Annotated in this window: 12 protein-coding genes; 8 read left to right on the forward strand and 4 right to left on the reverse strand. The window is 69.6% G+C overall.

Annotated features, from left to right (window positions below; genetic code table 11):
- From pqqD to P409_RS12865, 3 genes are all read left to right on the forward strand, one after another.
- Nucleotides 1–268: pyrroloquinoline quinone biosynthesis peptide chaperone PqqD (pqqD, locus tag P409_RS12855; RefSeq protein WP_034836715.1), on the forward strand; the 268-nt coding region annotated here is incomplete at its 5' end.
- A complete protein-coding gene (gene pqqE, locus P409_RS12860; protein WP_034836718.1) occupies nt 265–1,386 on the forward strand; it encodes a pyrroloquinoline quinone biosynthesis protein PqqE in 1,122 nt (373 codons plus the stop codon). The genes pqqD and pqqE, both read left to right, overlap by 4 nt.
- Nucleotides 1,387–1,650: 264 nt before the next feature.
- Nucleotides 1,651–2,268 carry a glutathione S-transferase family protein gene (locus P409_RS12865; protein ID WP_034836721.1) on the forward strand — a complete coding sequence of 206 codons (618 nt, stop codon included), beginning with the start codon at nt 1,651–1,653 and terminating at the stop codon, nt 2,266–2,268.
- A 266-nt stretch (nt 2,269–2,534) separates the two neighbouring features.
- On the opposite strand, the gene P409_RS12870 is transcribed toward P409_RS12865, so the two are convergent.
- Together P409_RS12870 and P409_RS12875 are read right to left on the reverse strand one after the other, a co-directional pair.
- Nucleotides 2,535–3,881, reverse strand: a complete 1,347-nt coding sequence (locus P409_RS12870; RefSeq protein ID WP_034836723.1) for an epoxide hydrolase family protein — start codon at nt 3,879–3,881, stop codon at nt 2,535–2,537.
- A gap of 250 nt (nt 3,882–4,131) precedes the next feature.
- Nucleotides 4,132–4,815, reverse strand: coding sequence for a GntR family transcriptional regulator (locus tag P409_RS12875; protein ID WP_034836725.1), 684 nt, complete (start codon nt 4,813–4,815; stop codon nt 4,132–4,134).
- A 166-nt stretch (nt 4,816–4,981) separates the two neighbouring features.
- Between P409_RS12875 and P409_RS12880 the strand changes: the two genes are divergently transcribed.
- The 4 genes from P409_RS12880 to P409_RS12895 all read left to right on the forward strand — a co-directional run bounded on the left by P409_RS12880 (nt 4,982) and on the right by P409_RS12895 (nt 9,270).
- Nucleotides 4,982–6,019, forward strand: a complete 1,038-nt coding sequence (locus tag P409_RS12880; RefSeq protein WP_238578673.1) for a 4-hydroxythreonine-4-phosphate dehydrogenase PdxA — start codon at nt 4,982–4,984, stop codon at nt 6,017–6,019.
- A gap of 39 nt (nt 6,020–6,058) precedes the next feature.
- On the forward strand, nt 6,059–7,042 hold the full coding sequence (locus P409_RS12885; RefSeq protein ID WP_034836727.1) for a Bug family tripartite tricarboxylate transporter substrate binding protein: 984 nt from the start codon (nt 6,059–6,061) through the stop codon (nt 7,040–7,042).
- A gap of 180 nt (nt 7,043–7,222) precedes the next feature.
- Nucleotides 7,223–7,735, forward strand: a complete 513-nt coding sequence (locus tag P409_RS12890; protein ID WP_034836729.1) for a tripartite tricarboxylate transporter TctB family protein — start codon at nt 7,223–7,225, stop codon at nt 7,733–7,735.
- A gap of 17 nt (nt 7,736–7,752) precedes the next feature.
- On the forward strand, nt 7,753–9,270 hold the full coding sequence (locus P409_RS12895) for a tripartite tricarboxylate transporter permease (RefSeq protein ID WP_034836732.1): 1,518 nt from the start codon (nt 7,753–7,755) through the stop codon (nt 9,268–9,270).
- A gap of 29 nt (nt 9,271–9,299) precedes the next feature.
- Here the strand turns inward: P409_RS12895 and P409_RS12900 are convergent, their stop codons facing one another.
- Nucleotides 9,300–10,151 carry a hypothetical protein gene (locus P409_RS12900; protein WP_034836734.1) on the reverse strand — a complete coding sequence of 284 codons (852 nt, stop codon included), beginning with the start codon at nt 10,149–10,151 and terminating at the stop codon, nt 9,300–9,302.
- 342 nt (nt 10,152–10,493) lie between these two features.
- Nucleotides 10,494–11,519, reverse strand: a complete 1,026-nt coding sequence (locus tag P409_RS12905; RefSeq protein ID WP_034836737.1) for an AraC family transcriptional regulator — start codon at nt 11,517–11,519, stop codon at nt 10,494–10,496.
- A gap of 88 nt (nt 11,520–11,607) precedes the next feature.
- On the opposite strand from P409_RS12905, the gene P409_RS12910 reads away from it, so the two are divergent.
- On the forward strand, nt 11,608–12,555 hold a 948-nt coding region (locus tag P409_RS12910; protein WP_034836739.1), incomplete at its 3' end, for an MFS transporter.

Here is a 12,555-nt window from a genome sequence, read left to right on the forward strand (position 1 = left end):
ACCGCGCCCTCGCGCCCGCGGCTGGCGCGGGGGTCGGCGGCTGCGCTGGGACGAGGCGCGGCAGAGCTGGGTGGTGCTGGCGCCGGAGCGGGTGATCCTCTTGGACGAGACCGCGCATGAGATCGTCCGCCGCTGCGACGGCACCGCCACCGTGGCCGAGATCGTCGCCGACCTGGCCCGCAGCTTCGAGGCCGAGCCCGGCGAGGTCGAGGCCGATGTGGTGCAGCTGATCGACGACCTGACCGTCAAGCGGATCCTGGCGTCATGAACCAGATCGCCCCCCGCCCCGAGCCGCCGCTCGCCGCCCTGCTGGAGCTGACGCATCGCTGCCCGTTGCAATGCCCTTACTGCTCCAACCCGCTGGAGATGGACCGGGCGCGGGACGAGCTGTCGACCGAGGAGTGGCTGCGGGTGATCCGCGAGGCGGCGGATCTCGGCATCCTGCAGGTGCATTTCTCCGGCGGCGAGCCGACCGTCCGCCGCGACCTGGAGGATCTCATCCGCGGCGCCCGTGACGCCGGGCTGTACAGCAACCTGATCACCTCCGGCGTCGCCATCGACCGCGACCGCTTCCACGCCCTGGTCGAGGCCGGGCTGGACCACGCCCAGCTGAGCATCCAGGACACCGACCCGCAATCGGCCGAGCGTATCGGCCATTATCCCGGGGCGCAGCCGAAGAAGCTGGCCTTCGCCGGCTGGGTACGGGAGGAGGGCCTGCCGCTGACCCTGAACGCCGTGGTGCACCGGCAGAATCTCGACCGGCTGGGCGAGATGATCGACCTGGCGGTCGAACTCGGCGCCGCCCGGGTCGAGGTGGCCCATGTCCAATACTATGGCTGGGCCCTGCACAACCGCGACGCGCTGATGCCGAGCCGCGAGCAGCTGGACCAGGCCAGCGCCGTGGTCGAGAGGGCGCGGGAGACGCTGCGCGGCGCGCTGGTGATCGACTATGTCGTGCCGGACTACTACGCCCAGCGGCCCAAGGCCTGCATGGGCGGCTGGGGCCGGCGCTTCCTGAACATCACCCCGTCCGGCAAGGTTCTGCCCTGCCACGCCGCCGAGACCATTTCCGGCCTCGGCTTCGAATCCGTGCGCGACCGGCCACTGGCGGAGATCTGGGCAGGATCGGATGCTTTCCAGCGCTTCCGCGGCACCGCCTGGATGCCGGAGCCGTGCCGCAGCTGCGACCAGCGCGAGGTCGACTGGGGCGGCTGCCGCTGCCAGGCCCTGGCGCTGACCGGCCGGGCGGATGCGACGGACCCGGCCTGTGCGCTGTCGCCGTTCCACGACACGATGATGGGCCTGGCCCGCACCGCGGCGCACAGCGAGGCGCCGCCGGAGTTCGTCTACCGGCGGATGCGGGGATCTGCAGAGCCGGTGCGTTAAGAGACTCCAGCGGCTCGCCCCCTCACCCTCCCGCCGCCAACGCGGCGGGCCCCTCCCTCTCCCCAAGGAGAGGGCAACAGGGTCGGCGCCCTTCACCTCTCCTTGGGGAGAGGTCGAAATCGCGAAGCGATTTCGGGTGAGGGGGTGGCTCCGGTCTATCCGCCGAGCACCTTCATTCACAGCCCTGTCGATTCCTTCCCCCCCCGTGCGACCAGGGCTGCAGGGCAATCGCCCTGCGATCCATCCTGTGCAGGAGGCAGTGCCGTGAAGCTCTATTATTCCCCGAACCTCAACCCGCGTGTCGCGGTGGCGGTGGCCAAGCATCTCGGCTCGCCGGTCGAGTTCGTCCGCGCCAGCCCGATGGACCCGCGCTATCGCGAGCAGTTCCGGCCGCTGAACCCGAACACCCGGGTGCCGATCCTGACCGAGGAGGGCCGCACCCCGCTGTGGGAGACCGACGCCATCGTCTACCGCCTGTCCACCCTGGCGGGCAGCGAGTTCTGGCCGACCGATGAGCGCATGGTCGAGATGCTGCGCTGGGTCAGCTGGGGCACCCATCACTTCACCCGGGCCGCCGACGTGTTCTATTTCGAGAACCTGATCCGGCCGCAATTCCTGGCGCGCCCCGCCAACCAGAGAGCCCTGGACGACGCGGCCGAGGATCTGGCGGTCTGCGGCCCTGTTCTGGACGAGATCCTGGCCGGGCGCACCTGGCTGGTCGGCGACCGCCCGACCTATGCCGATTTCCGGGTGGCGACCGCCCTGCCCTTCGCCGAGAGCGCCGCCATCCCGGTGACGCAATACACCAACATCACGCGCTGGCACGACCGGCTGAATCGCATCGATGCATGGCGTGATCCCTTCGCCGGGCTGGCAATGTGAGGCCGGCCGGATAGTCCCTTGCCGTCATAGCCTGCACGGCCTCCTCGCAGGCTGCCGAGGCGACCTCCAGGTAGATCTCGGCCGCCCGGCGTGCAGGCGCAGATGCCGGCCCGCCCGCCCCTCACCAGGCATGGCTCGGCACCCCAATCGGAACAATCTGCGCCCACACAACGAACGTATCACGAACCATAGCGCACGATCATGCTATAGCGATTGCATTTGTAACATGCCGGACGGTGGCATTCCGCCCTCCCACGCCGGTCCCGTCAGCGCAGCGGCTTGAATGCCGCCCGCAGGTCCTGGGTCAAGGCTTCGGGCTGCTCCCAGGCCGCAAAGTGGCCACCCTTCGGCTGTCGGCTGTAGGCGAGCAGGTTCGGGAAGGCCTTCTCGACCCAGCTCCTGGGCGCCTGGTACAGCTCGTCCGGAAAGGCGCTGACCGCTACCGGGATCCTGATCCCCTTCGGCGCGAAGAAGGCGAGCTTGTTTTCCCAGTACAGCCGGGCCGAGGACACGCCGGTGTTGGTCAGCCAGTACAGCGTGATGTTGTCGAAAATGTCGTCGCGGCTCAGCCCTTCGCTCTCGCCGTTGAACACGCGGGCGATCAGCTCGTAGCTGCGGGCGTCATGGTCCAGCATCCAGGACGCCAGGCCGATCGGGGAATCGTCGATGCCGTAGAGCGTCTGCGGCCGGGCCGCCATCTCCTGGGCGTAGGCCAGGCCATGCTTGTAGAAGAAGTCGAGCTGGCCGTAGGCCCGCTGCTCATCGGCCGACAGGCCGGCCGGGGCCGGACCGCCGGCGGCGAGCGCCGCCTCGATGTCGGGCGGCACCGCGCCCGGCATGTTGGTGTGGATGCCCAGCAGCCCGGCCGGGGCCTGCACCGCCATCTGTTCGGTCACCGCGTCGCCCCAGTCGCCGCCCTGGGCGACGAAGCGGGTGTAGCCGAGCCGCCCCATCAGCACGGTCCAGGCCCGCGCGATCCGCGCCGGGTCCCAGCCCAGCTCGGTCGGCGCGGCGGAGAAGCCGTATCCCGGCAGCGACGGGATCACCACGTCGAAGGCGTCGTCCTCGGTGCCGCCATGGGCCACAGGGTCGGCCAGCGGGCCGATCAGCTTCAGCTGCTCGATCACTGAGCCGGGCCAGCCATGGGTGATGATGATCGGCAGCGCGTTCTTCGCCTTCGACCGGACATGGATGAAGTGGATGTCCACCCCGTCGATGGTGGTGACGAATTGCGGCAGCGCGTTCAGCCGTGTCTCGAACTTGCGCCAGTCATAGTCGGCCGCCCAGTACCGGGCCAGCGCCTGCATCACCTCAAGCTGCACGCCCTGGGTGCCGTCATTCACCAGCTCGCGGCCAGGCCATTTGGTGGCCAGGATCCGCGCCTTGAGGTCGGCCAGGGCCGCGTCCGAGGCATGGAACTGGAAGGGCCGGATCGAGACGTCGTCAGCCGGGCGCTGCGCGGCCGCGGACGCCATGGCATTGCCCGCCTGGGCGACCATCAGCGGCCCGGCTGTCTCGGCCCGGGCCAGCATAGGCAGGGCCAGCGACAGGCTGCCGATCAGGGCGGAGGCCGCGAGGATGCGCCGCGACACGGGCGCTTTCGGAACCATCATGGTGGGGGCACTCCTGCTGGCACCGGGCCGGGCGATCGATCCATGTTCTGGATCCCGCGGCGACGCACCTGGTGCGGTCTTCGAAGGCGATTGATTGAAGGAGACCCCGGCGCGGGTCCGAGGTCGTAGAGGCTGCGGACGAAGATCGTCGCCCGCGGCCGCTCCGACATCATCACTACACGAGGCCGGCGGGGACCGGGTGCGAGCCGTTGTTAGGAGTTGTTAGCCGAAATCCCGGCCGGCGCGGCGCTCAGATCGCCTCCCGCACCCGGTTCCAGCTCTCCCTCATATGGGCGCTGAGGATCGCGGCCAGCCGCTCCGGGTCGCGGGCCTCGAGGGCCGCGATCATCTCCTCGTGATCGGCCACGGCCGCCGCCCATTTCTCCTCGCTGCCGTTGCCGATGAAGCGGATCCGCTTCAGCCGCGACTGCAGGATGCCGTGCACCGTCACCAGCGCCGCGTTGCCGGACAGGTGCAGGATGGCCGAGTGGATGGCCTGGTTCAGCTTGAAGTATTCCAGCCGCTCGCGCCGGCGGTAATGCTCCAGCATCCGGTCGTGCAGCGCGCGGACCTCGCGGATGCCGGCATCCGCAGCGTCGGCGCAGGCCAGCCGGCCGGCTTCGGCCTCCAGCAGGCCCAGCACTGCCAGCATGTCCTGCACCTCCTTGGCGGAGAAGCGCTTCACCACCGCGCCACGGCCCGGGACCAGGTCCAGCAGGCCCTCGCTGGCGAGGTATTTGAGCGCCTCGCGCAGCGGCGTGCGGGAGACGCCGAGCTGCGCCCCCAGCTGGCCCTCATGGATGCGCGCGCCGGGCGGCAGCACGCCTTCGATCACCATGTCGCGGATGCGGCCGACGATCTGGTCGTGCAGCGACGGGCGGGCGATCGGGCCGCCCGGGCTGTCGGCCAACGCGTCCTGCAGGTCCAGTTCCATCCCGTCCTCTCGCCCCGCCGGCGGCATCGCCCGGCCCGGCCAGGATGGCGAAGAACCCCTCGGGACGTCAATCTCAGCATTCTGCATGCAGAGTGCAGCATGCTTGATGTGTGCATGCATGCCTGCTACCGTCCCCTCCAGAAGCAAGAAGATCTTGGGGAGCACCGTGGCAGCCCAGCCCGACATCCGGCCGACCGAAGCCTCCGCCCGTCCCGTCATCGCCTTGGCGATGGGCGATCCCGCCGGCATCAGCCCGGAGCTGACCGCCCGCCTGCTGGCGCTGGACGAGATCCGTGCCGCGGCCCGATTCGTGGTGTTCGGCGACCGCCGCATCCTCGACGCCGGCGCCCGGACGGCCGGCGTGACCTTGGACCTGGAGCCGGGCACCGGGGAAACGGCGCCGAGCGACCGGCCGGTGCTGGTCGATCTGGGCCATCTCGACCCGGCCGAGGTGACCCCGCGCGAGGCGACGCTGGCCGGCGGGCGCTTCGCCTCCGAGAACTTCCGCCGGGCGCTGCGGCTGGCCGCCGCCGGTGGAGCCGACGCGGTGTGCTTCACCCCCTTCAACAAGCAGGCGATGCGCTATGCGTATCCGGGCTACGACGACGAGATCCGCTTCGTCGCCGACGCCATCGGCTGGTCCGGCGCCGCCCGCGAATTCAACATCCTGGACACGATCTGGAACGCGCGGGTCACCTCGCACATCCCGCTGTCGGCCGTGGCCGCGGCGATCACCGCGGACGGCATCCGGGCCGAGCTGGCGCTGACCGCCGGCTGCCTGCGCGCCGCCGGGATCGACCGACCGCGCATCGCCGTGGCCGGCCTCAACCCGCATGCCGGCGACGGCGGCAATTTCGGGCGCGAGGAGATCGAGGTGATCGGCCCCGCGGTCCGCGCCGCGGCGGCGGAGGGCCTGGACGTCGTCGGCCCCTACCCGGCCGACACCGTCTTCCTGCGGGCGCCGAAGGAAGGCTGCCACGCGGTGCTGACCATGTATCACGACCAGGGGCAGATCGCGATGAAGCTGATGGGCTTCGACCGCGGCGTCACCATGCTGGGCGGCTTCCCCTTCCCGATCTGCACCCCCGCCCACGGCACCGCCTACGACATCGAAGGCCTGGGCATCGCCGATATCGGCGCCAGCCGCGCCGCGGTGCTGCTGGCCGCCCGCATGGCGGCCCGGAGGCGCCCCCCGGCCGGCTGATCCGGCCCGTCAACCACAAGCAAAGGGAGGAGAACGAAGATGCTCAAGACACTGACCCTGGCGCTGGCCGCGCTGCTGCCGGCCGTTTCCGCACAGGCCTGGGAACCCCAGAAGCCGATCGAGTTCGTCGTCACCTCCGGTCCCGGCGGCGGCACCGACAGCTTCGCCCGGGCGGTGCAGGCGATCATCGTCAAGCACAAGCTGGTGGACCGCCCGATCATCGTCACCAACAAGGGAGGCGGCAGCGGCGCCGAAGGCTTCGTCTACGGCAAGGGCGCCGCCGGCGACCCGCACAAGCTGGTGTTCGGCACCAACAACGAATACCTGCTGCCCTTCGTCGCCAACCTGCCCTACGCGCCGGAGGACCTGACCCCCGTGGCGGCGATGGCGATGGACGAGTTCGTGCTGTGGGTCAACGGCGAGTCGCCCTACAATTCGGCGGCCGAGCTGCTGGCCGCGGCCAAGGAGAAGCCGGGCGCGCTGAAGTTCGGCGGCAGCCAGTCCAAGGATGTCGACCAGACCCTGGTCACCATGGTCGGCGAGGCCACCGGCACCCGCTTCACCTACATCCCCTTCAAGAGCGGCAACGAGGCCGCGGTGCAGCTGGCCGGCGGCCATATCGACGGCAACACCAACAACCCGAATGAGAATCGCGGCCAGTGGCAGGCCGGCATGGTGCGGCCGCTCTGCGTCTTCGCCACGCAGCGCCTGCCGGCCGGCCCGAAGGTGTCGGGCGACCTCGGCTGGGCCGACATCCCGCTGTGCCGCGACGAGGGCATCCCGATCGACAGCTACCAGATGCCGCGCGCGGTCTGGCTGCCCGGCGGCGTGCCGGCGGAGGCGACCGCCTTCTACACCGAGTTGCTGCGCAAGGTCAGCGAGACGCCGGAATGGCAGGACTACCTGGCCAAGAGCTCGCAGAGCGGCAGGTTCCTGACCGGCGACGAGTGGCAGGCCTATATCCGCTCCGAGCAGGACCGGGTGCGCGCGGTCTACCAGAAGCAGGGCTGGCTCGCCGGCTGACGGAGGATGCCTCTCCGCAAGGGGAAATCTGTTCAAAATTTCCAACACCGTCATTGCGAGCGCAGCGAAGCAATCCAGGGCCGCTCGCACCAGCCCCTGGATTGCTTCGTCGGCTTCGCCTCCTCGCAATGACGGTGAAGGCGGTTTTGAAAGATCCCGCAAGACAAGGGCCGACAGGTGATGTCTGAACGTGATGGACGTGAGAGCGGCGGCATCTCCCGCTTCGCGATGGAATGCGCGGCGTCCTTGGCCACCGGCGCGGCCGGCGCCGCGGTCGCGGTCGGCGGGCTGCAGGGCGGCATCGGCTGGAACGAGGCGGGGCCCGAGCCCGGGACCTTCCCCTTCGCCGTCGGCCTGATCATCGTCGCCGGCAGTCTCGGCACCCTGGTGCAGGCGATCCGGTCGCGCGCCGGCGGCGGCGGCGCGGTGTTCCTCGACGGCGTGCGGCTGCGCCGGGTCGCCGCTTTCTTCGGGCCGATGGCGGCCTTCGTCGTGCTGTCGCTGCCGCTCGGCCTCTACGCCGCCTCGGCCCTCTACCTCGCCGGGGTGATGGCGCTGCAAGGCGGCTACCGGCTGCGGACGGCCGTGCCGGTCGGGCTCGGCGTCGCCGCGCTGCTGTGGCTGGTGTTCGAGACCTGGTTCCAGGTGCCGCTGCTGAAGGGTCCGGTCGAGGCCTGGCTCGGCCTCGCCTGACATCCGGAGACCTCCCCGTGGACAACCTCGCCCATCTCGTCGACGGCTTCGGCACGGTGCTGAGCGCCTACCACCTCATGCTGATGGTGCTGGGCGTGATGCTCGGCATCCTGGTCGGGGTGCTGCCCGGCCTCGGCGCGCCGAACGGCGTGTCGCTGCTGCTGCCGCTGACCTTCGCCATGGACCCGGTCTCGGCCATCATCCTGTTGAGCTGCATGTACTGGGGCGCGCTGTTCGGCGGCTCCACCACCTCGATCCTGTTCAACATCCCGGGCGAGCCGTCCTCGGTCGCCACCACCTTCGACGGCTACCCGATGGCCCGGGCGGGCCAGGCGGCACGGGCGCTGACGCTCGCCTTCCTGTCGGCCGGATTCGGCGCCCTGGCCGGGGTCGTGGTCATCACCCTGCTCTCCGGCTGGGTGGCGGAGTTCGCGCTGCGCTTCAGCTCGCCGGAATTCTTCGCCGTGTACTTCCTGGCCTTCGCCTCCTTCGTCGGCATGGGCACCGGGTCGCCCATGAAGACCATCGTCTCGATGATGCTGGGCTTCGCCTTCGCCACGGTCGGGATGGACACCGTCTCCGGCAACCTGCGCCTGACCTTCGGCCTTTCGGACCTGATCAAGGGCATCAGCTTCCTGGTCGCGGTGATCGGCCTGTTCGGCATCGGCGAGCTGATCCTGACCATGGAGGAAGGGCTGCGCTTCGACGGCATCCGCGCCCGGGTCGGGCTGCGCGATGTCGGACGCGCCATGCGCGAGCTGCCGCGGCAATGGCTGGCGCTGCTGCGCAGCGTGCTGGTCGGCTGCTGGATGGGCATCACCCCCGGCGGGCCGACCGCCGCCAGCTTCATGAGCTACGGCCTGGCCCGGCGCTTCGCCCGCCGCAAGGAGGGCTTCGGCAAGGGCGAGCCGGCCGGCATCGTCTCGCCCGAGGCCGCCGACCACTCCGCCGGCACCTGCGCCATCCTGCCGATGCTGGCGCTGGGCGTGCCCGGATCGGCCACCGCCGCGGTGATGATGGGCGGGCTGATGATCTGGGGCCTGACGCCCGGCCCGATGCTGTTCATCGACCAGCCGGACTTCGTGTGGGGCCTGATCGCCAGCATGTATCTCGGCAATGTCGTCGCCGTCGCCCTGGTGCTGGCGACCGTGCCGGTGTTCGGCGCCATCCTGCGCATCCCCTTCGCCGTGATCGGGCCGGTGATCGTGGTGGTGTGCTTCGCCGGCGCCTACACCGTCGCCAACTCGCCCTTCGACATGGGGCTGGTGCTGGCCTTCGGCATCACCGGCTATGTCTTCAAGCGGCTCGACTACCCGATCGCGCCGCTGGTGCTGGCCATGGTGCTGGGCGACAAGGCGGAGGACGCGTTCCGCCAGTCGATGATCATGTCCGGCGGCGACCTGTCGGTGTTCTGGTCGAACGCACTGGTCGGCAGCATCACCACGCTGGGCCTGGTCATGCTGGCCTGGCCGCTGATCGGCCGCGTCCTCGGCGCGGCGCTGCCAAGCCGGTTGTTCCGCATGCGGGCGAACTGAGAACCGCCGGAGAGCGGATGGGCGGCCAGCTATACGCGCAGTTCGGTGTCCAGAGTGGCGACGATCTCTTCGCCCCACATCACCCGCGCGGAGAAGACGTAGTGCGACAGGGTGCGCGAGGCCGAAAGGCAGTCGACGAGGAACGACAGCGGCGTGGCGGCGGAGACAAGCTTGAGCGCCGCGATGTCGGTCCGGACCACGGAATAGTCGGTCTCCTTGCCCAGAATGTGGTGCAGAAGGCGGCTCACCACCTGGGCGATGGTTTCGGCGATGATCGCGACCGGCCATGCCGGGTAGCCCGGAAAGTGACCGGCGCACCGGGCCGGCGCCAAAGGTTGGCTGCGCGCCGTGAGCGACAGCGCCTGAGGTGCGTCGAATTCCAGCGGGATCGGCTCCCGGTAGGGAGACTCCTCGGCGGGAGGGACCTCCGCCGCCCGGTACTCCTGGAACAGCCGCTGGAACACCCGTTCCGGCAAGGCCTGGTAATCGCAGTGCAGATGGGCGAAAGGCCGCCCGTCCGATACGATCGCTTGCGCTTTCAGGGAACGCCGGTCATGGCTCACCGTCTCGGCGGTCGCCTCGAAGATCCGCCCTGCTTCCCTCGGCTGAGCGCCGTCGAGGGTGCTGAAGCGCGCCTTGGTCGCGAGATAATAGATGCGCTCCGTCGCCTGCCCGGCCACGGCGGCGCAGGAGCCGAGGATGGCGAGATGCCGCCCAACCTCGGCCGAAGCGATCGGCCCGCGCTCGTAGCCGTTTGTCTGCTCTGAAGCGAAGACGCCACGGACGGCCCCGCTCGAAAGGCCTTGCAGCTCGCCGAAGGCGAAATAGGGAGTCTGCACGGCAATGCGATCACAGATCTTCGAGATGTCCAACCGCGACATCAAATTGTCTCCATAGCGAAACCATCGCACCACCTCCGCCGGCAGGCATCACTGCCATCGACGCCATAGAGACTGGCAATCATTGGCGGAAGCATCAGTAAATTTTAGATACATTCTCTTCCTTGATTATCAATCACACTATAATCTACGCATCTACAGCATAGAAATATTATGATGTATAGAAAAATAAGAACAAAATCCTGATTTATTTTAAGGTTGGCGTCTCGCTTGCCGAGCGGCTGATGCGGGCGTTCGAGCCGGTGACCCGCGCCGGATCCTGGCCCCGGATGTCGGCGGCACCGCCACGAGGCGGCATGTCACCGACGCGGTGGTCGACACCCTCTACAGTTCGAACGTCTGACCGCCGGCACCGGCGGGGGCGGTACGGACCGCCCCGGGCGACCGGCCGATCACCCGCTTGAAGGCCCGGCTGAAAGCGGCCTGCGAGCCGTAGCCCAGGCGGTGGGCCGCGGCCTCGATCGGCATCCGGTCGCGGCCGATCCATTGCGCGGCCAGGCGCATCCGCAGGTCGGCGACGTAGCGAAGCGGGGTCAGGCCGGTGACGGCGAGGAAGCGTTCGGCGAAGACCGACCGTGACGCGCCCATTTCGGCCGCCAGCTCGGCCACCGTCCAGTCCCGGCCGGGGTCGCGGTGCATGGCGGCGATGACGCGGCCGAGGCGCGGGTCGCGCAGCGCCTCGATCCAGCCCTTGGCCTCGCCGCAGCCGCATTCGACCCAGCCGCGGACGATGGAGGCGGAAACGACGTCGGCCAGCCGCGCCAGGATCGCAGCGAAGCCGGCGCGCTCGTCGCAGGCCTCGCGCGCCATCGCCTCCAGCATCGGCAGGATCTCGGGGTAGCGGTGCAGCAGCGTGCCGACCAGCATCACCTCCGGCATCAGCGCCACCAGCGGGTGCATGCCGCCGAGGTCGAACTCCATGCAGCCGCTGAAGATCAGCGCGCCCGAGTCCGGGTCGCAGCCCTCCGGACAGGCGCGGATGATGCGGACGCTCTGGCACAGCGTCTCGCCCTCGAAGCTGGAGATGTCACGGCTGGCCTGGTCGGATGCGGACAGCATCTCATGCGGCCCGCCGCGCGGCAGCAGCACGGCGTCGCCCGAGTTAAGCGCGTGCAGCGTCCCGTCGGCCGTGCGAAGCACCACCGGGCCGCGGGCGACGAAGTGGAACTGGGCCCGGCCCGGGACGGTGCCGAAGCCGATGCCGAAGGGCGGCGCGATGGCGATCCGCCGGTAGTTCACCCCGAACAGCCGCATGCCCAGCAGCAGCTCGCTGACCAGGTCACCGGCGGGCCGCGAGGGCTGCCGGGGTGCCGGGTGTTCGGATCGCAATTCGGACGGACGATCAAACATTCCGGAGTGTCTGACATAGATCGTCCGGGGAGTCCATCCTACCTTCTGCTGCACTGCATCAAAATCTCTCTCTTCAAAGGATGGTCCCATGATCGAGGGAACACAGCGGACAGGCGCTGCGCCGGCGCGGGAGGAGCCGGCCTGGGGCGCGGTCTTTTCGATGACGCTCGGCGTGTTTGGGCTGGTGACGGCGGAGTTCCTGCCGGCCAGCCTGCTGACGCCGATGGCGGCGGATCTCGGCGTGACCGAAGGCCTGGCGGGCCAAGCCGTGACGGCGACCGCGGTGGTGGCGCTGGTGACCAGCCTGCTGGTCTCGGCCGCGACCCGGCGGATCGACCGGCGCCACGTGCTGCTGGCCTTCTCGATCCTGCTGACGGTGTCGAACCTGCTGGTCGCCTTCGCCCCCGGCCTGCCGGCCCTGCTGCTGGCGCGCGTCGTGCTTGGCGTGGCCCTGGGCGGCTTCTGGACCATGGCGGCGGCGACGGTGATGCGGCTGGTGCCCGACGCGCTGATCCCGCGCGCCCTGTCGCTGCTGTTCAGCGGCGTCTCCGCCGCGACCGTCGCCGCCGCACCGCTGGGCAGCTATTTCGGCGACATCATCGGCTGGCGCGGCGTGTTCCTGATCGCGGCGGCGCTGGGGCTGCTGGCGCTGGCGGTGCAGGTCGCGACGCTGCCGCGGATGGCGCCGAACACGCGGACCAGCCTGCGCACCCTGGTCGAGGTGCTGGCGCGCCCGCAGGTCGGCTTCGGCATGCTGGCGGTGCTGCTGGTGTTCACCGGGCACTTCGCGTTCTTCACGTACATCCGGCCGTTCCTGGAGACGGTGACCGGCGTCGGCATCACCGGCGTGTCGGGCATCCTGCTGGGCTTCGGCATCGCTAATTTCCTGGGCACCTTCCTGGGCGGCTTCCTGCTCGAGCGCAGCATGCGGCTGACCATGATGCTGATGCCGCTGACCATGGGCATCCTCGGCCTCGGCCTGGTGGCGGTGGGCGGCGGCGCGCCGGTGGCGAACACGGCGATGGTGGCGCTGTGG

The organism is Inquilinus limosus MP06 (assembly GCF_000767795.1).
Lineage (GTDB): Bacteria > Pseudomonadota > Alphaproteobacteria > DSM-16000 > Inquilinaceae > Inquilinus > Inquilinus limosus_E.

Bases quoted from the DNA above. Each gene is read 5' to 3' on its own strand.
- P409_RS12890 (WP_034836729.1), top strand. From the start codon at position 7,223: ATGTCTGAACGTGATGGACGTGAGAGCGGCGGCATCTCCCGCTTCGCG.
- pqqE (WP_034836718.1), top strand. From the start codon at position 265: ATGAACCAGATCGCCCCCCGCCCCGAGCCGCCGCTCGCCGCCCTGCTG.
- P409_RS12885 (WP_034836727.1), top strand. From the start codon at position 6,059: ATGCTCAAGACACTGACCCTGGCGCTGGCCGCGCTGCTGCCGGCCGTT.
- P409_RS12870 (WP_034836723.1), bottom strand. From the start codon at position 3,881: ATGATGGTTCCGAAAGCGCCCGTGTCGCGGCGCATCCTCGCGGCCTCC.
- P409_RS12905 (WP_034836737.1), bottom strand. From the start codon at position 11,519: ATGTTTGATCGTCCGTCCGAATTGCGATCCGAACACCCGGCACCCCGG.
- P409_RS12875 (WP_034836725.1), bottom strand. From the start codon at position 4,815: ATGGAACTGGACCTGCAGGACGCGTTGGCCGACAGCCCGGGCGGCCCG.
- P409_RS12900 (WP_034836734.1), bottom strand. From the start codon at position 10,151: ATGTCGCGGTTGGACATCTCGAAGATCTGTGATCGCATTGCCGTGCAG.